Raw genomic sequence first — 18,195 nt, 5'->3', positions numbered from 1 at the left:
TCATCTCCTCCTTCCGGTAAAGTAATCATATACATCCTTAAAGCCCATGTACGAGAACACGATCAGCAGCGGATACACCGGGAAAATATACCGCGACTTAATCTCCCACAGCAGATAAAATCCGATAAACCCGAGTATGCTCAGCACCAGCGGAGTTTCCCCGTAGCGTCCAGCCCTGATACTTCCGATCAGCCGGACCAGGATACCGCCGTACATCAGCAGATTCAGCCCATACATCATCCACAGCAGTCCGCTCCGGTAGCCGGAAGCTCCTTTAAAAAGATCAGTGGCTGCGTTCGTGTAGCTGTAGCGGTCCATGACCATACCCACCATGCGCCCTCTGTCGCCGGAGGAGCTGTCATTACCGAGTCCGTAGCGTTCCATCTGGTAGGTGCCTTCCGTCCAGGTCCAGATCAGCTTTTTATAATACATTTTGACCAGATCGCCTGCGCTTGCGTCCGCCAGCTTATTACTGATCTCCTCTTTGAACAGCTCCGTACTTGCCGCCTTATTGTAATCAGCATCCTGCTGGTAAATCGTATAGCTCTCCCGGTTGTCCCAGAAGCCGAACGTCTCCAGATTGATGCCCATATTCAGCCACATATAGACCGGTGCGGAATTGGTATTGACGGATTCATCCACTACACCCGCTGCCTGCAGCGCCGCATTTTGGGTCCAGCCTGGTACATTAAACAGCGCACCCGTAATGAATAACGCCGCCAGTGTCTTCCGCACACCCAGCTTACGGATACCCAGCAGCAGGCTAATCAGTACCGTAATCAGCACAATGACACCGACGCTGCGGAAATAGTTCCCGATGGCCAGCAGGATGGCTGCAAACAGAATGTCCTTTAAGGATTTTCTTTGTATAAATTTCACGGCAAAATATAATGCGCTCGTCAGAAAAGCGGTAGCAATCACATCATTATAAATAAAGTTGCTCATGAACAAGGCCGGCAGATAGGCTGCCGCAAATACCAGAACCCCGTAGTCATGCTCCCGGGACTTAACGTTAAGCTCTTTATACAGCAGGTAAATCATTAACGCGGTTAACAGTGTGAACAGAATATTGAATATTTTAATTGTCAGGTAGTTATCCGGAAAAATATACAGCAGCGTCTTTAAGTATAGTACCGTTGAGAAGTTAAACGGGAACATATGCAGATACCCGCCCGTCTCAAAGGACGAATAATCGCTGCGGTATAGCATATCCAGCGCCAGATTAAGCACCGTCTCAGAATCATCCGTCGGCAGACGGGGGAACAGGAAAATAATAGCCAGCTGAAGGGCAAAGGACACCGCCAGAACGGCAGGAATGACGATCCGTCTGCTGAACCTATTGAGCTTCAGGCTTATTGTATAGAGCGCGGCGCTTATTGCCAGCATCAGAACGATGACCAGAATGAACAGGCCGAGCTGCTGTTTCTCGAGCACCGGTGTATCGCCATACACGAAATAACTGTACTTCGCCCTGATAAAAAACGAGGATGCAATGAACAGTCCGATGAACAAGCTAAGGATGATATAAAGTGATTTGTGAATACCCCTGGCCATGATGAGCCTCCCCTTAAGGCAGTATGATAACCGGAGTATACATAATGAAGCTGAACGTTAGATGAAAATGATGTTTTATTAAAAAGTGAATCTTTTTACTGACTCGATTAACTGTGACGCCAGCGCAGACTGCTGTTCCATCGACACTGCCGCCTCATTCATCACCACATTAATGTCGGACAGGCTGGCATTAATCTCGGCCGTATAGGCAGAAGCATTCCCGGAGGTATCTACAACTGTATCTATCACCTTACTGATCTCCTTAATGGAGGCATTCATTTTGGCCGCAGACCCGTTCACTTCCGTAGAAATCCGGTGGATCAGCGCCGCGTCTGACTGGTATTGGCGGCCGGTCTGCAGCAGGAGCTCATAATCCGCTTTTACATTATGGTCAATGTACTCCAGCACATCCTGGGAGCTGCGCGACAGATGCTCGAATACCTCCCGAACCTGTACCACAAGCTCCTCAATTCCCGAAATGGCCTGAGCAGACTGGTCTGCCAGCTTCTTCACCTCTCCGGCAACCACCTCAAACCCTCTGCCCTGCTCACCCGCTCTGGCTGCCTCAATCGATGCATTCAGAGCCAGCAGATGGGTCTGTGACGAGATTGCCTTGACGCTATGGGAGATGACGCTGATCTCCTCAACAATTGCGCCGGCTGCGATGGCTTGTAGAATATTATCCTGCTTTTCCCTGTAGGTCCGGTCGGCCTGCTCAAGGGACGCAATGACCTGCCGGCTCATCTGTAAAGCGCGGTTTTCCATTTCATCCGCTGAGCTCAAGGCCGACCCGGCATTTGCCAGCAGCAACCGGTTTTGCTCATGGATCTGCTCGAAGGAGCTATTCGCTTCCCGGGTGGAGTGCAGCAGACTTAACGCATCATCCGCGAGGGTTGATGAAGTCGTATGTATCGTGTTCATGCTGGCCGAAGAATTACGGGCCGATTCCATTAGCTCATAGCTGGCCGAATTGATGTTGCCCGAAATATCTGCGATTCCGGAGACTAAGGATTTGATATGGGCAGCGCTTTTATCGAGTGAATGGCCGAGTCTGCTGATCTCATCATTGCCGCCAAACTTAAGCTCCCCCGACAACACGCCTTCCCCCAGCTGCTCGGTGTACGCCAGTACCTTTTTCAGCCGCTTCAGGACCAGCTTATCGTATACAAAAACAATAATGAACACAGAAATCAGAATACTGAGTCCCGATGAGACCAGGAAGCCGACGTTTCCTTCGATATATCTGGAGTCCCCTCCGACGATCTCAATGACCTCTCCGCTTCTGTCCAGCAGATAATTCACAGCCTGTCCGATATTCGTGCTCAGCACCTGCACAATCACAATCGCCAGCACCAGCTTGAACTTAATAGAGTTCACAGTAGTATTCAACAACCGGTTCTTAATGCCCATATGCCTCTCCCCCGCAAAAGATGATGCCTCTACCATAACCCAGCCGGATTAACTGAACATAAACAAACGGAGATGGTCAGACTGATTAGTGAGGTGGTGGATGGCGGGAGTGACATGGGGGGCGGAGTGACTCGAGTAGCGGATGGATGGGTGTGGCGGAGGGACGGGTGTGGCGGAGGGACGGGTGTGGCGGAGGGACGGGTGTGGCGGAGGGACGGGAGTCGCAAGGAGCATAATTCGCGAGGGGCGGCAAACGGTTCAGCTGTAATGATTAATGGTATTAATTGAGTTAAACCAGACATACTGGTGTCACTGCTCTATGGTATAACCTAGTTAAAGATACAGGGAGGGATATGGATAACATGGCAAGCTATGAATATAGCTCTAAGCAGGAGCTGCTGGATACGATCCATACTAACTACATATTGTTCGATGCCGAATTTGCAGGGATCGACGACCGTTACAGAAACACGCGGATACCTGAGGTGGATAAAACACCGGGGGAAATCATTGCTTATCAGCTGGGCTGGCTGCATCTGGTTATGGGCTGGGACAAGGCGGAGCTTGCAGGCCAAAGTGTGCCGATGCCGTCTGCAGACTATAAATGGAACCAGCTGGGTGGATTGTACCAGTCCTTCTATCAACAGTACGAGGGCTACACGCTCACAGAACTCCGGGAGCTGCTCCGTCAGACGGAGCAGGAGTGGCTGGAATGGGTAGGTGGCTTGACGGAGGAGGCGTTGTTTACTCAGGGGATTCGCGCTTGGACAGGCAGCAAGGACAACTGGCCGATGGCCCGATGGATTCACATTAACTCGGCAGCTCCGTTCAAAACCTTCCGGGCGAAGATTAGAAAGTGGAAGAAGCATGTTTCGGTGGAGTGAGCACGGGCGGAGTCGCGGAGTGGCAGACGGGAGAGAGTTGCGGAGTAAGAACGGAGTGTCGGACGGGCGAGTATCGCGGATCTGGCGCGTTAGAGGGGGATCAGAGGGATTTTTCCCGCTGATTCCGCTGTTCCGCCTCACACGGGCGGAATCAACGGCACTTTTACCTTTGATTTCACCATTCCGCCTCACACGGACGGTATCAACGGCACTTTTACCTTTGATTCCACTGTTCCGCCTCACACGGGCGGAATCAACGGCATTTTTACCTTTGATTCCACTGTTCCGCCTCACACGGGCGGAATCAACGGCATTTTTACCTTTGATTCCACTGTTCCGCCTCACACGGACGGTATCAACGGCACTTTTACCTTTGATTTCGCTGTTCCGCACATGCCCAGCCATCCTAACACTCAAACGCCGTATGATTTACCCGGTTGTACTCCAGCACCAATTCTTCATACTTCTCTGCCTCACGCTCCAGCATCCACTCAAATAGCGGCTGAACCTGCTCGAAGATCTCCAGCTTCACCCGGTAAGGAATCGCATGCCTCGTAATCTCCTCCTCCACCAAATGCTCATAGAAGCCCACCGCCGCCGCGTTGCAGAGGTCAAAGCATCGCTTCCGCTGATTGAAGCACCACTCCACGTACCCGTAAATCTTGTCCAGCTCATCCGTATCCTTTTTCAGATGGGCATCCTTCACCCGACTTCGCAGCTGGACCATCAAGGTGTATATCGTATCCTCTTTACCGGTGAACGAACCCCTGATATCATAAAACAGCTCCAAGCCCTTCCTCCTCCACGTGCTCATACCGGAACCTCCATATTTTGTTCATTATAGTAACAGCTACTCCCCGTCAACAATATGGTAGAATATTGAAAACAAACAACGGAGCTGGTGATTTGTACACAAAGCAAGAATACACAAAGCAAGATTTTATCCTAATGGCGCAGGCTGCGCTGGAGCAGTATGATTTTCCGGGCAGCGAACTGGATTACTTGGGCAAAAGCGGCAGCGTCACTTTCCGGGTCCGAACTCTTGCAGAGAACCCGGACATTCTGCTAAAGCTGCATTACTCCGAGGGCGAAAGAAAAACCAGAGACAGTATCGAATCAGAGCTCATCTGGCTGGAGGCCCTATCCCGCGATACGAAGCTAACCCTTCCCACACCAGTAAAAAACCGGGAGCAAGAGCTGGTTACCGTAATCACTTACGGAACACTGGGACACCTTAATGCCACCTGCTGCCGCTGGGTAGACGGTGATACCCTTGACCGGGAGCCGAGCCCGGAAGAAGTAACGCAGCTGGCACAGCTCATGTCGGCGCTGCATCAGCATTCGAAGCAATGGGAATTACCAGCCGGATTCGTCCGCCCGGTCTATCACCGTGAGAACCTGCTGTCCTCGCTCGCACAAATGCAGCGTCAGCTCCCTTCCGGCCTTTTATCCACAGAGCAGTTCAACTTACTGGAATCAGCGGCCAACAGCATTGCGGAGGTCATCGAACAGCAGCCTTTAACAAGGGATAACTATGGCATCATCCATTCCGATTTGCATGAGAGCAACTACGTGTTCTGTGACGGTGAACCGAGACCGATTGATTTTTCCGGCTGCGGGTACGGCTTCTATCTGTTTGATGTTGCGGAGACCTTCCTGCACTTATCGCCCGATAACCGCCGCACCTTTATCTCTGCCTACACCCGCCACAACGAGCTGCCGCCGGAATATGAGCACTTGCTGGAGAGCTATTTTATCTGGGCTATTCTCAGAAACTTTGCATTCCTCTCCGCTAATCCGCTGGAGCATGAAGAGTTGTCCAGAACCATTCCTTATGTAGTTGAACGCTTCTGCAATAAGTATCTGAACGGGGAACCCTTCCTGTTGAACTAAAAAGGAGCTGCACATTCATGCTTGTTACACCTACTCTGCATTTTTATGGACAATGTGAAGAAGCAATCGGTTTATATCAGAAAGCGTTCGGCCTGCAAGTCACTTACCTTCTGCACTATGCAGACGCCGATCCGCAAGACTGGGATTTCAGCATAACGGCAGAGCAACGAAGCTATGTATATCACGCAGAGGCTTACATCGGCACTCAGCGCATTATGCTCGCGGATGAAATCGGGCCGGAGGCCTCCGGAAACCCCAATCTCGTCCTGACTATTACCTTTGAAACAGATGATTTGGTGAAAAAAGCCTACGAAACGCTCAAGGAAGGCGGGAGCATCATCCAGCCTTTGCGCACAACGACATACAGCTCCTCTATGGCTTCCGTGGTGGACAGGTTTGGCTTCCGCTGGGGACTGATGATGGAGGATTAAGAAAGAGGGCGGATTACCGCCCCCTTCATTAAAGTTCGGACGGCTCCGGTAGATCCCTTTATAATTTAATGACATCATTCAGCAACGTTATTACATTCTCTTTTTCGTTTTTATTTATGGTTATCTTCTTGTTATTAAGCCAATTGCGTTTTAGTTTAAATTTGACTATTACAGAATTGCCCTCATCTTTAACGGACACTTTCTCTGTCTGCTCCCATCTCCACATACCATCTCTCGTTAGGATGCCCTGATCATAAATCTCAATTTTACTGAGCGCTCTTACCAAATAAACAGGTGCCAAAAGGATTAAGTACATCGGCCAAAATATAAACATCAGCTCTATATCGCCCTCTGCTCCATAGAACCGGATCACTTGATACCCTCCGATAGCTAAAAATAACAATCCGAAAATCACATCAAGAGTAAACCTTGCATCCCTGACGATCAGCAGCCGGTTACCCATTGTTCTCCGGATCGCTTGTCTCCGTATAATTACAGTTATACACCAGATTACTACAATAAGAGCCGCTACAATAGGAATAGCAATAAACAGCTCAAACCTCATGATTGATTCTCCTTTTTATTTTTATTTACCCATTAATAGCTGAACACTGTATATATCCCGGGATCAGATATTCCGGTTCTCTACACAATGGTTATTAGCATTTACTCTATTATCAGCGTTCAAGTCAATATCTGCTCAGCCTACATAAGGCGCGTAATCCCGCTCATAAGACACCTTAGCCTCCTCGTACGTCGGCATATCCAGAAACTCTATTTTTTCAACCTTTATATGCAAAAATTCTTCATCAATGATCTTCACAGCTCGTTCAATCGCATACATATCCCAGGCTGCTGACAGCTTCGAAAACATTGTGATGTAAACAGGCTTATACCCTTCATCATTTATGGGTGCGGAATGGCCTACCTGACGGGAAAGCTCTTTTTCATTAGGCGGATAACTGTAACTATAGGCTACATCCTGCTCTCCCTGTAAAAAGGCTTCAATCTCCTCACAAAACTCCGCATCGTCAATCCGATCCAGATCATGCTTTAAAATATAGGCTAGACAAGGCTCTGTTATAAGGTCAAAATACCCCAGACGCTTACTCTTCCCTTCATCTGCATATATAGTGATCTCATCGTTAGCACTTTTGTTACAAAACCCATAAAGCCCGTACCAGAACAGCCAGTGCCGGACATTTACATAGACAGTAGTAGAGATGTTAAATTCGCCTCCATTATTAAAAACTGCACTCGCGCAATAACCTTACGTAAAAAATCTCTGCCCATGGCAAATACACAGCTCATCAACAGATTCAGCCTACATACTACACCCTACATACAAATTCCCCTTCCCGCCGAAAAAACCCTTCCCGCCGGGAAGGGCCTCATCGTTTATCTTTCATCTCGCATCTCTTCTCGTTCAATTTCACATCATCAGCGGAACAAACACCGAAGCCGCATTAGCCTGCCGGAACCGGGCGATGACCTGTCTGTTCCAGTCGCGCTGGTACTCGGGATGCTCTGACAGATACAGCTCCTCCAGATGATTGAACGCAGCATCATATGGGATACCGGGATTATCACCGTTCACTTCAAGCTGGCTGATATGCAGATAGATGCCACCCGGCAGCGTTATCTTTTCTACGCCATCCGGCAGTCCGGTGAACGAGCTGACTCTTGTGCCAAAACAGGAATTGTACTTCCCCTCTTGACCGCTATCCGCTGCAAACCCGTAGTAATCATGCAGATAATATTTTGCTGCTTCAGTGGCAAACACCTGGTCCTGCACGCCAAAATACTTCGTAATCACAAACTCCTCGCTATCCGGCAGAGTCATACTGCAGGCGATCTTCATCTCTGGAAGAGTAACGGCCTTAAAACGCAGGGAGGCGTAGCGCTCGGCAACCGTCTGTGCCGTCATAACCGGTTCATATTTGGTCAGAACCTCTCCCTTGCCGTCATATGTATTGAACCCGCAGCCCGCAGGATTATATACATAGCTGGTATCATTGCGGAAATCCCCCACAAAGTACTCATCCGCGTGCATACGTTCGCCGTACCCCAGCCGCCCTTCCTGCTGCCCCTCATTAATCAGGACCTTGGCATACCGGCAGGCCGGTACTGTAAGCGTCTCCGTATACTCCGGCAAATGGTCCGGCAAGTCCTCCAGACTGTCCACCTCATAGCCCACAATCACCTTATAGTTGCCGTCGCCTTTAACCTCTGTCCGTACTGTAATAACATTATCCCCGCCTTGGAGTCTGCTGCTGATTAGGCTGGAGAGCAGGGTCATATCACCTTCGGATATCAGCTTTTTGGTATAAAAGTAGTCATTTAGAATACAGCCCGCATGCCCGAATCCTGAAAATCCCCCATAACCCCGGCTTTCGAACGTCACCGGCAGCGCAATTCCGACAATCTTCATCTCCGGCCTGTCCACAATCGCACATAACTCAGTAACCTGCTCCACAAGCACTTCATTTGGAAGCTCCATCTGGCTCATCTCCTCCACCATTCTCAGTATTGCCGGCTTAACCCGGGGGCTGTAACCTTCCGAAGCCTGTTCGGGGAGGTCCTTTTTTCTTAGACTCATGTTTGTTCCAGCTCCTTTCATACCTTTATTTTATTTACAATCAGGCCTGCGGTATTATCGGTTTATAACAGCTTCCAGCCTGATCCGCACCTTCATCTGTATCTTCTCCGGGTCATGACTGCCGTTTGTCTTGTATGTAGTAAAAGCGGGCTCCTTCCCCCTGCTCCATCCGTTTTCTCTGATCCAGCTGTCCAGCAATTCGCCGAACACCCTGCTGTCGCTGCAGCAGCTGCTCTCTAATACAGCATATTGGCCTGGGGGAAGCTGCAAAAGCTCAAGCCCGCAATTTGCCGGCAGCACGTGAGCTGATTCCACCCTAACACCACACGTACAGCTCAGGCCATTTTGAGATACGTAGAATTCTCCGTCTTGTCTTATCGCACTGGGATTATGGATGGATAAGTATGCGATTACCGCTGCAGCTGCCTGTTCCTCGGCGTCCTCTCCCAAGCGGTTGGCGGCCAGAAACAACCATTCATCACAATACTCCACACGGATACTGTTATAATCCGGCCGCTTGACCACCGGCAGATACAGGACCAGCCTGTTTATGGCACGGCTCTTGCCTATATACTCCTCAAAATAACCGCCCTCAGCCGGCTTGAACATACTTACTCTCAGCCACTCCCCGTAAAGGTAGTTCCAGGCCGGCGTAATCTCAGCTTCATTATTGTTAACCGTTATTTTGGCAAAAGTACGGGTGACCTCCGGATGCACAGCCGCTTCCTGAAAAACACTGCCAGCAAAGCGGTCTATTAACTCATGCTCATATTCTACAGCAAGCTTATAACAGAACTCTCCGCTGCGCGGCTGCCCGTTACTGCCAAAGATTCTTCCTTTATATTCTGGTAAAAGCGTGCTCAGTGCGTGTAATGCCCGGTGTTCAATGCCGTCTGGTTCAGGATAATAAAAAGCAGTATGCAGCGTCTTGGGGATTATATCTGTAGTAACCGTTACCTGCCTTACAGGCTGGCTGTCGTATGCGGGGAAGTAATAGCAGGCATCATTTTTCTGGTATTCCAACGGAGTCATAGCTGTGGCGGATTTCACATATTTGCACAAGGCTTGCTGGGAGCTGTAGCCGCAGGCATAGGCAATCTCGGCCAGCGGCAGCTCTGCCGCTCTAATCAGGGCAAGGGCAACCGACAGCCGGCGTTTGCGGATGTACTCCTTTACCGAATGCCCAGTGTAGGTGTAGCAGTCCCGGTAGAGCTGCATTAGGGAGGTGTATCCGGCCTGTGCCGCCAGCTCAAGGCTGATCTCGCTATGCAGATGTTCTTCTATGTAAGAGATGGACTTCTTGAATCGGGCTGCTTTGTCCATAGTGGTCCTCCGTGAAGATTAGAGTATAGGAGATGAAGCACGTCTAATTCATTATCCTAATATTTCCACAAGGGCTTTGATAATTCCTCCACAGGCATAGATGTTTAAATAGGGTATAATAATATGTATTAAGGCCTTATATTGGAGCGTGATACCGATGCAGTGGCAAGAAGTGCGTACAATATATCCTAATCAATATGTCTTACTTGAAATACTAGATTCACATACTAAAGATAACATTCAATTTGTAGACGACGTTGCTCTAGTACGGTCAATAGAGGATCCTAATGAAGCTACCAGATTACTACTTAGCTGCAAAAATAATAGTATTGTATATCATACCGGACAAGACGAAATAGCCATTGAGCTTAGACACCATCCCTTGTATAGGACTCGAAAAGATGCAGATTAACTATATTAATGATTTACTTCAAATTTCTATGGTGATTTATTACAAAGGCCGCTCTCTAACTATCGACAACCTAGTAATAGATACGGGAGCAGCCCACTCACTTTTGTCCTCTGATGTTGTATCTGAAATTGGAATCAAGTTCGAAAACGGAGATAAGCTTATACGTAACTTTGGTATTGGCGGGGATGAATACACTTTTCAAAAACATGTTGATCAAATCATTATAGGAGATTTAATTGTAAGCAATATTCCTATTGATTTTGGCATTTTTCATGAAGACATTAACTATATTAATGGTCTCATTGGTTTGGATATTCTTAAAAGCTGCAATATGGTTATCGACCTGCAGCATATGGTAATGTACGCCGGGGACTCCGAAAAAAATAGATAAGGGGCGTGGGGTCATCCTGCCCCGTTCTATCAATTATGGCATTATGCTTCCCTACCCCTGCAAAAACACATAAGTCCCCTCATCAGATAGCTCATCCGAGTAAGCGAAGTTCAGCCCTTTATACTCCTTGATCTCCTCCACGCGGCTAATCTGCCGCTCGGCCATGAAGCGGACCATTTCGCCCCGGGCCATTTTGGCGAAGGTGGCTTTTTCAGTTACTTTCCCATTGACCTCTTGCCCAAACACGCATGTGACCATACGAGCATTCTCGCCCAAGTACGGAGAGATACACTTGCTGTACTCCTTGGAGGCCAGGTTCACGATGCAGCCGGTTTCAGCAAACAGCTGGTCCGCCAGCTTCCGGTTCCAGAACTTGTACAATGAGCTATAGCCGGGTCCGGCCAGCTTGGCCTGCATTTCCAGCCGGTAAGGAACCACACCGTCGAACGGACGCAGCATCCCGTAGAATCCGGAGAGAATCCGCAGATGCTCCTGCAGATATTCCAGCTCTTCCATCTGCAGCACGCCCGGCGCCATGTACTGGTATTGCAGCCCTTCGTAAGCGAACACCGCCGGCGTAAGATTCCGCTCCAGATTCATATGGGTAATGCGCTCCACATTCTGCGCGGCGATATCGTCATTGCATTTCCAGATGCTTTTTAACTCATCATAATTCAGTTTTTGTAATGCGGCTAACAGTGTCTCCGACTCGCTGATAAACTGCGGCAGCTGACGCTCAGTAAATACATCCGTGTCGATCTTCATCTTTTTGGCAGGTGAAATAATGATTTTCATGCTACTCTCTTTTCTGGCCCAATGGCGGTAATAATGTACTCTTATCCTATCATATTTTGTGCTCAGCAGCTCTTATCTCCAACTGCCACACAGCAAAAAAGCCCAAGCATACGGCAGACCGCCGCACGCTTGAGCTTTGTAATACTACTAATATTAGCCGATCGTCTTAATCACAGTATCATAAGGAGCAAGCTCCAGCGTCTGCACGCCGAATTCCGTCTCAACCGAGGTCTTCTGCGTCTCCGAGCTGTTGTTGATTACAACGAGAATCTTGCTCTCCGGATAGTAAGCACACTCTGTGTAGAGGTTATCCGTGATGTACTTATTGTCATTCAGCTCGCCGCCCGCGTAACGGATAAGGTTGAGCAGCAGTCTTGTATTCTCCAGGTTGAACTCGAAGGAAGGCAGGTAGATCCCTTTTCCTTTGCCAAAAGCGTTCGAGGACAACGTGATTCTGCCTCCCGATTGCTGCACAACCGAAGCCGCACCATCAGTCAGATAAATGCCCTGCTTCGCTTCAATGCTCGCTCCTTCAGGCAGCAGGCCCAGCTCATCCTTGGCTTCAAAAGCCCACCGGCCATGCACCACTCTGGCACCCGTATCCTCATCCACACCGAGAACATGGGCCATTCTAAAGAACGTGTCATACCCTTCTACTGCAGAAGGCTGGTTCACCCCAATGAACGTACCGCCTTCATATACCCATTTGGTCAGAATATCGACCACTTTGCTGTCGTTCCAGTGCTTGCCGCCGCTCCAGGCGGAACCTGCTGCACCTGCATTGATTACTACATCAACGTTACTTAGTACGCCCTGACGGATGTCCTCGAAATCGATGAACTGCACTTCCACCGGCGAGCCGGACAGTGCTTCATTGATATGAATCAGATCATGCATAAAGGTTTCGTGGAAGTGGCCGGACAGCGTCCAGGATCTAAGCTTGCCCCAGCTATGCAGCACGGCTACCTTGGTTTTCACCTGATAAGGCTTGCCTTGGCTATGCAGCTCTTTGATCTCTCTGAATTCATCGGCAATCTTCTCGATGTAGTCGCAGAAGTCCGGGTATGGCTCAACCAGATGCAGATAGCCTCCCAGTCCAATACGGTCAATCGACTCGCGCAGCAGGGCGCGGCGGATGTTGATCCAGTATTTTTTGGCATCCAGGGTAGGGTCTCCTCCCTCCATGAAGGTAGGAGCACCGCCCAGTCCAACCGGGAACAGGTAAGGATGCAGACGGATTTCGTGCGTGTCCACTTTGACACCGGAGCACATCCGCGCTTCATAACCGGAGAATACACATTTGATCATGCCGTCGAAGCCAAACTCCTCGAACCGGTCATTGTAAGGCTCCATGCCAACCCAGCTGTCATCATAAAAGACATAAGCCAGCTTGCCGTGACTGTGTACAATATCGATAAGCTGCTTGCTGAAGCCAATGACAAAGTCGTTAATGAACTCCATCCAGTCCAGCTTACGCTGCTCGGCCGGAATGTGGCTGACACGGTACTTGCCGCCGTTAACGAAATCCTCAGCGGTCAGGGAATAGCCGTATTTCTTAGCAAACAGATCAAGCGCTCTGGCACTCACGGTAAAGTCATATGAACCCCAGTCGGAGAACAGGTGGCGGTTACGCTCACTGCTGCCCCAGATCCAGGCGAAGTTATAGAACAGGGAAGTAAAGCGGACTACGGTTGTTTCTTTATGCTCCACGCACCATTGTTCCATCCAGTCCAGCATATACTCCTGAGTCTCCGAGTACATCGGGTCGATCTGCATGAGGTGGTCCTTGGTCCAGTTGTTCGTGGTGTGGTTGTACATGGAGATTTCTTCCCAGATGCGGTAAGCCATGAAGCTGACGGTGTATTTATGCCAAGGCGTAATCCCGGTCAGCACCACATTCCCCGATTCACGGTCGTAATTCCACTGCTCACGCGGAAGCTCCTCACCCGTCGTACGGTCAACAACCTGCCAGTATTTGAACGCTTCCTTGGAGTCGTTCACTCTGAACTGGTCAGCAAAGAAATCCTCCATAACATAGATGGACAAGTAATCCTGTACCGCTACCTTCGGATTGGTGATCAGAAAGGACTGCTGCAGCTTGTCAGGATTCTGCGACGCCCATTCATTATGGTCACGGATGATACAGATTGTGGAATAGATGCCGTACCCCGCGTTGATAATTTCATCAGACAGCTTGGTGCCGTCACTGTCACGGATCACATCCGCACCCCAGCGATCAGCCAGCTCCAGTGTCAGCTTTTCATATCCGGATTCGCCCGGCAGTGTAAAAGAGCCCTTAGTATGTTCAGTCAAATTCCTTACCTCCTATTGAATCATATCGGACAGGAAGGCAAGCGCTAAGCCTTGGCCCCAGCCCTGAATCCAGTCTTTTGGAATGTTGCAGTAGCCTTCACGGTCCTTCATGACAGCAGTGCCGCCGGATACACCCAGTACACGTCCGTCTTCGCTGATGTTCTCAAGAACACCTTTAAGTGCCTTCTGTACATATTTGGTGTGCAGCGGATTGCCGTTGTTAACCATTGCTGCCGCAATACCTGCAGACGCGGACACTTCCTCATAGGACCCCTCGTCATTCAGTATCGTGCGCCAGAGGCCGTTCTCAGTCTGGACAAGCTTCAGAGCTGCCAGCTGGTCACGTACCGAGCACTCAATGTCCATACACTGCGGGTACAGGTACCAGTCATGCAGCAGCGGTTTAACCTGCGACATGGTGTACGCACCCCAGGCATTCGCTCTGCCCCAGTAGAAGCCGGACATATGATCCTGCTTCACATTGTTGTAGCCGTGATACCAGAAGCCTGTGCTTGGATTTTGCAGATATTTGATATGCCAGTAGTAATTGTTCAGGGCATCGTTGATCAAGGTCTGGTCTTTCAGCTTGCTGCCGACACGCAGCAGGAAGAAGGCTGCCATGAACAGCGTGTCCGCCCAAGCCTGCTCAGGGAAATCATTGTTCGCCGATACCGTATGCTGGAGCACGTTGTCTCCGAAGCGGAGCGCACTATTTTGCAGATAGTCCACCTTGCTCATTACAATATCCCAGTACTTCTGGTTGCCGGTCTCTTCATAGAGTGTAATCAGCATGTGCCCCATCGCACAGGTGTTAACCGTCCAGGTTGGCAGGCCCAGCTCAATATATTCATCTGCCCAGCGGATCAGCGTGTCGAGATACTCTTTGTTACCAGTAACCTTGTAGGCTCTGGATACCCCGTAATAAGCTACGCCGCAAGGCCAGTCCCATGTTAAGTCCATAGCCAGTGTCTTCTTGGCAACCTTGTCGATAACGCTCAAAATCAGTTCCTTATCATAATCCAGTTGAAGCATGTTGAAATTCCCCTCTCCTTCGCACACGGTCCCCCAATGGCGATTGAGAGCCGTCTGACAGTTTGTAAACGCTTTATGAATTCTATTGTAAGGTGTATAATAGTCATATTCTAAGCATATTCATATCAAACCTGCGCAATTTCGATCATTTATAATTAAATTCTGTAAAGTTGGGATTTCTATCCCATTCTCTTAACGCCGGCACAATGCTATCATTCTAGCTACTATAGTGTAATTTAATTACTAATCCATATATTGGAACGGGGGCCATACGGACATGCCCAGAAAAAAGAAGCCCGTCATCGAGTACCGCCACTACAGCCTGCCCATTCAATTCCCTGTCCTGCTGCTGAGCGGGGACCGCTGGAGAATTTCCGACATCAAATCGGAGCATCTGCATTTTCACAACCATCTGGAAATTGGGATCTGCTATTCGGACAGCGGGATCATGGAGATTAAAGGGGAGGCCGTCCCTTTTAAAGCCGGAGATATTACCTTTCTGCCGCGCTTCCTTCCCCATACCACCTACAGCTCGAAGGATTCTGCCAGCCTATGGTCCTATCTTTTTTTCTCACCGGAGGAGCTGTTCCAGCATTCCTTCAAAAGCGCTTACAGCAGCTTCGAGCCTAATCTGTGGAGAGTTCAGGGCCGAAATTGTGTGCTGAGCAGGGAGCTGCACCCCAAGGTGTATTATCTGGCTACCTCCATCGTGGAGGAGCTGAAGCAGCAGCGGCCGTATTATCAGGAAAGTGCCTATGGTTTGCTGCAATCGCTCTATATCGAGCTGCTAAGGATTTATTCTGCGAGTGAGCTGCTGGCCGGACAGGAAAGCGAGCAGGCGCTGAAGGGGGATTTTGTGATTTCTCCGGCGCTGGAGTATATAACAAAGCACTACATGACGCCGATCACGATTGATTCACTGGCCGAGCTATGCCACCTGAGCACCACCCATTTCCGCAGAAAATTCCACGAAATCATGGGTACGGCCCCGCTCGATTTCCTGACCAGCACACGTATCGAGGAAGCCTGCAAGCAGCTAAAAAGCACGGATGATTCCATCCTTTCCATCTCCGAGCAGGTCGGCTTTCACTCCATCTCCAGCTTTAACCGCTGCTTCTCCCGGCTGATGGGCGCCTCGCCCAAAGAATGGCGCAAAGGTGCACAGTCCGAGGCGCAGTCGGCAAAGGCGTCAATCCTGGAGTTTACAGGCTGGGTGTAGTGAGGAATAATGAAGAATAAATGCAGCAGGGAGGGATTGACTATGGCTAAACCACAGAAAAACAGCGAAGCCGGCAAGATTGAACATGATCGCCAGAACGAGCAGCAGATAGCCGAACTGGAAAAAGAAATTCAGCGTAAAGATAAACTGATTGCTGAGATGCAAGAGGAAATTGCTATTCGAAAGGCAGCGATAAAGTTCTTTGGCGAGTCAAAGGGAAGCGACTGAATTATTGCTTGGATAATAGAAGTAATAGTGAAAACAGGACTCGCCTTGCATAACAAGGAGAGTCCTGTTTTTGTTTAATATATCCAATCAATTAATCAGCATACTATAGGCCGGCTAATCTCCCGGAAAAGCATATGCTTACGAAGTCGCTTTCTATGAAAGCGTTCAGGTGATGCCAGTGGAGGTATACCAAGCATTGACGCTAATGATATCATTCGCGACTCTGGCCCGCGTTGATTCTATCTTTCCACAAAAAGAAATAGGCCGCCCCGGTCAAAGGTAGCGGTCCTATTTCGGTAGGTAAACCTTGTTAAGCCTCCGCCCTTAAAAGCGGCTGTTGCAACAGAGAGTCGTGTTCGCGCACGGCTCTCTTTGCATTGTACGCTGTTTCTAAGCCGAGTATACCACAAAGATGGATTGATGTTAACTCCAGTTAACGGAGTTAACCGGTTAACTGAAAGGATGAACTTTTAAAATACAGCTTATCCATACGCCAAGCTCCTGCCTAAATTACAACTCCTCCGTACTAAGCGTAAATCCTTCAATTACTACATCCTCATCAACCTCGATCATGATGCAGCGTTTGCCCTGGTAATTAACCTGCTTCACATATCGCAGATCCTGCGGGCTGACGGAGATGGTCGCTACCTTGGTTTCGATTTTGATCGATTTGGTGGTGAATTTCGGCATTACGCTGGCTGCCTTCATCTCGTAATTCCGGTCGTCGATGATCGTTTCGAAGGCACGCTCCACTTTTTCCGCCGTAACATCCTCCACGCCGCTTACCTTCAGAACGCGTTCCACATCCTTGAAATCGAGCGTAGCCGGCTCTTCCTCACCCTGCCCGTCCTCGATAACCTGCTGAATCTGCTCATACACCTGGGCGATGGTGGTTGAATCCAGATGCTCGCCGGCAATCTCCTTCACGATATCCTCGAAATAAGCTCTCTCCTCCATCGCCGTTATAGAAGATTCTGCATTCAGCACCTGCTCGATGAACTGCGGGTCCGGATAATTTGATTTGCCCGTACAGTACAGAACGCGGTTAATATCCGAATAATTGTCCGTCACACTCGGATAGAGGAACCCCTGCTCCGGTGAGCTGAGCTTCACAATCGGATCAACGATGACACTATATTTAAATTCCTTCTCTACATAGTCGAACATGAGGTGCTTCCGCTGCTGCTCGGTAGAATTCACGCTGCACAGAATGAACTGGTGTGCAAACGTCTCGTTCTTCTCGCTCTCTTCACTTGCTTCATTTCTGGCTTTGGTCGGCCGGTGGTACTGCCCGCGTACGAAGGTGATTACCGTGTCCTTTTCATACTTGGTATCAGCCAGCATCCGGTCGACCAGCAGCAGCATGAGGTCCTGCCACTCTTCCGGATCACCGGTTACCAGACCCTGGTGCAGCATAACCTTGGCCGGCTCCTCTGCTTCATCCTGAAACTTCAGCTCGAACAGCTTGTGGTCCAGCTCGCCGGTCAGCAGTTTTTTGAAATTGCCCATGTACAGCTCCTGCTTCTCCCGGTCCACGAGACCAAACGGCAGGCGCTCCCAGTGGTAAATCTCGTTGGTTTCCTTCATGACGTACACGTTCAGAATATCGTAAAGGCTAAGCAAATCATGGTCGAGCTTAAACTGCTTGCGGATATGCGCTACTTCTTTTTTATTCATAATGGATTCGGGGCTCCTTCGATAAAATGTCACT

General features: G+C 49.4%; 17 protein-coding genes. 6 read left to right on the top strand and 11 right to left on the bottom strand.

The features are described 5' to 3' along the window. Both R70331_RS03390 and R70331_RS03385 read right to left on the bottom strand, forming a co-directional pair. Positions 1 to 1,554 carry a glycosyltransferase family 39 protein gene (locus tag R70331_RS03390; RefSeq protein ID WP_042172877.1) on the bottom strand — a complete coding sequence of 518 codons (1,554 nt, stop codon included), beginning with the start codon at positions 1,552 to 1,554 and terminating at the stop codon, positions 1 to 3. A gap of 78 nt (positions 1,555 to 1,632) precedes the next feature. Beyond that, a complete protein-coding gene (locus R70331_RS03385; RefSeq protein WP_042172875.1) occupies positions 1,633 to 2,964 on the bottom strand; it encodes a methyl-accepting chemotaxis protein in 1,332 nt (443 codons plus the stop codon). Between the two features lie 362 nt (positions 2,965 to 3,326). On the opposite strand from R70331_RS03385, the gene R70331_RS03380 reads away from it, so the two are divergent. Next, a complete protein-coding gene (locus R70331_RS03380; protein ID WP_042172873.1) occupies positions 3,327 to 3,848 on the top strand; it encodes a ClbS/DfsB family four-helix bundle protein in 522 nt (173 codons plus the stop codon). A gap of 406 nt (positions 3,849 to 4,254) precedes the next feature. Here R70331_RS03380 and R70331_RS03375 read toward each other — a convergent pair whose 3' ends face one another. Beyond that, positions 4,255 to 4,638 carry a DUF7674 family protein gene (locus R70331_RS03375; RefSeq protein ID WP_042172871.1) on the bottom strand — a complete coding sequence of 128 codons (384 nt, stop codon included), beginning with the start codon at positions 4,636 to 4,638 and terminating at the stop codon, positions 4,255 to 4,257. Between the two features lie 116 nt (positions 4,639 to 4,754). Here R70331_RS03375 and R70331_RS03370 point away from each other — a divergent pair, with 116 nt between their 5' ends. Then, positions 4,755 to 5,741: a phosphotransferase enzyme family protein gene (locus R70331_RS03370; RefSeq protein WP_052418900.1), complete on the top strand. Its 987-nt coding sequence runs from the start codon at positions 4,755 to 4,757 to the stop codon at positions 5,739 to 5,741. A 17-nt stretch (positions 5,742 to 5,758) separates the two neighbouring features. Continuing rightward, positions 5,759 to 6,172, top strand: a complete 414-nt coding sequence (locus R70331_RS03365) for a VOC family protein (protein ID WP_042172869.1) — start codon at positions 5,759 to 5,761, stop codon at positions 6,170 to 6,172. 58 nt (positions 6,173 to 6,230) lie between these two features. Here R70331_RS03365 and R70331_RS03360 read toward each other — a convergent pair whose 3' ends face one another. From R70331_RS03360 to R70331_RS03350, 4 genes are all read right to left on the bottom strand, one after another. Further along, entirely contained in the window at positions 6,231 to 6,737 is a 507-nt protein-coding gene (locus R70331_RS03360; protein ID WP_042172867.1) for a hypothetical protein, read from the bottom strand. Positions 6,738 to 6,872: 135 nt separating this feature from the next. Further along, positions 6,873 to 7,046, bottom strand: coding sequence for a hypothetical protein (locus tag R70331_RS31395; protein ID WP_156131070.1), 174 nt, complete (start codon positions 7,044 to 7,046; stop codon positions 6,873 to 6,875). A gap of 558 nt (positions 7,047 to 7,604) precedes the next feature. Further along, positions 7,605 to 8,771: a GyrI-like domain-containing protein gene (locus R70331_RS03355; protein ID WP_042172864.1), complete on the bottom strand. Its 1,167-nt coding sequence runs from the start codon at positions 8,769 to 8,771 to the stop codon at positions 7,605 to 7,607. 54 nt (positions 8,772 to 8,825) lie between these two features. Continuing rightward, the gene (locus R70331_RS03350; RefSeq protein ID WP_042172861.1) at positions 8,826 to 10,094 is read right to left on the bottom strand and encodes a helix-turn-helix domain-containing protein; all 1,269 of its coding nucleotides are present in this window, start codon (positions 10,092 to 10,094) and stop codon (positions 8,826 to 8,828) included. Positions 10,095 to 10,495: 401 nt separating this feature from the next. On the opposite strand from R70331_RS03350, the gene R70331_RS03340 reads away from it, so the two are divergent. Next, on the top strand, positions 10,496 to 10,897 hold the full coding sequence (locus tag R70331_RS03340) for a retropepsin-like aspartic protease (protein ID WP_042172857.1): 402 nt from the start codon (positions 10,496 to 10,498) through the stop codon (positions 10,895 to 10,897). Between the two features lie 51 nt (positions 10,898 to 10,948). Here R70331_RS03340 and yaaA read toward each other — a convergent pair whose 3' ends face one another. From yaaA to R70331_RS03325, 3 genes are all read right to left on the bottom strand, one after another. Continuing rightward, a complete protein-coding gene (gene yaaA, locus R70331_RS03335; protein ID WP_042172855.1) occupies positions 10,949 to 11,692 on the bottom strand; it encodes a peroxide stress protein YaaA in 744 nt (247 codons plus the stop codon). 153 nt (positions 11,693 to 11,845) lie between these two features. Then, complete coding sequence (gene gnpA / locus R70331_RS03330) at positions 11,846 to 14,005, bottom strand: 1,3-beta-galactosyl-N-acetylhexosamine phosphorylase (RefSeq protein WP_042172853.1); 2,160 nt, start codon at positions 14,003 to 14,005, stop codon at positions 11,846 to 11,848. Positions 14,006 to 14,017: 12 nt separating this feature from the next. Continuing rightward, positions 14,018 to 15,037, bottom strand: coding sequence for a glycoside hydrolase family 88/105 protein (locus R70331_RS03325; protein ID WP_042172851.1), 1,020 nt, complete (start codon positions 15,035 to 15,037; stop codon positions 14,018 to 14,020). A 277-nt stretch (positions 15,038 to 15,314) separates the two neighbouring features. Here R70331_RS03325 and R70331_RS03320 point away from each other — a divergent pair, with 277 nt between their 5' ends. Together R70331_RS03320 and R70331_RS03315 are read left to right on the top strand one after the other, a co-directional pair. After that, on the top strand, positions 15,315 to 16,256 hold the full coding sequence (locus tag R70331_RS03320; RefSeq protein WP_042172849.1) for an AraC family transcriptional regulator: 942 nt from the start codon (positions 15,315 to 15,317) through the stop codon (positions 16,254 to 16,256). A 42-nt stretch (positions 16,257 to 16,298) separates the two neighbouring features. Next, a complete protein-coding gene (locus R70331_RS03315; protein WP_042172847.1) occupies positions 16,299 to 16,484 on the top strand; it encodes a hypothetical protein in 186 nt (61 codons plus the stop codon). Between the two features lie 510 nt (positions 16,485 to 16,994). Here the strand turns inward: R70331_RS03315 and R70331_RS03310 are convergent. Continuing rightward, positions 16,995 to 18,161, bottom strand: a complete 1,167-nt coding sequence (locus tag R70331_RS03310) for a DUF4317 domain-containing protein (protein ID WP_042172845.1) — start codon at positions 18,159 to 18,161, stop codon at positions 16,995 to 16,997. Positions 18,162 to 18,195 lie beyond the last annotated feature (34 nt).

It is taken from the genome of Paenibacillus sp. FSL R7-0331, assembly GCF_000758645.1.
In the GTDB taxonomy this organism is placed as follows: domain Bacteria; phylum Bacillota; class Bacilli; order Paenibacillales; family Paenibacillaceae; genus Paenibacillus_AQ; species Paenibacillus_AQ camerounensis.
This window is presented reverse-complemented; position numbering and strand designations above follow the sequence as displayed.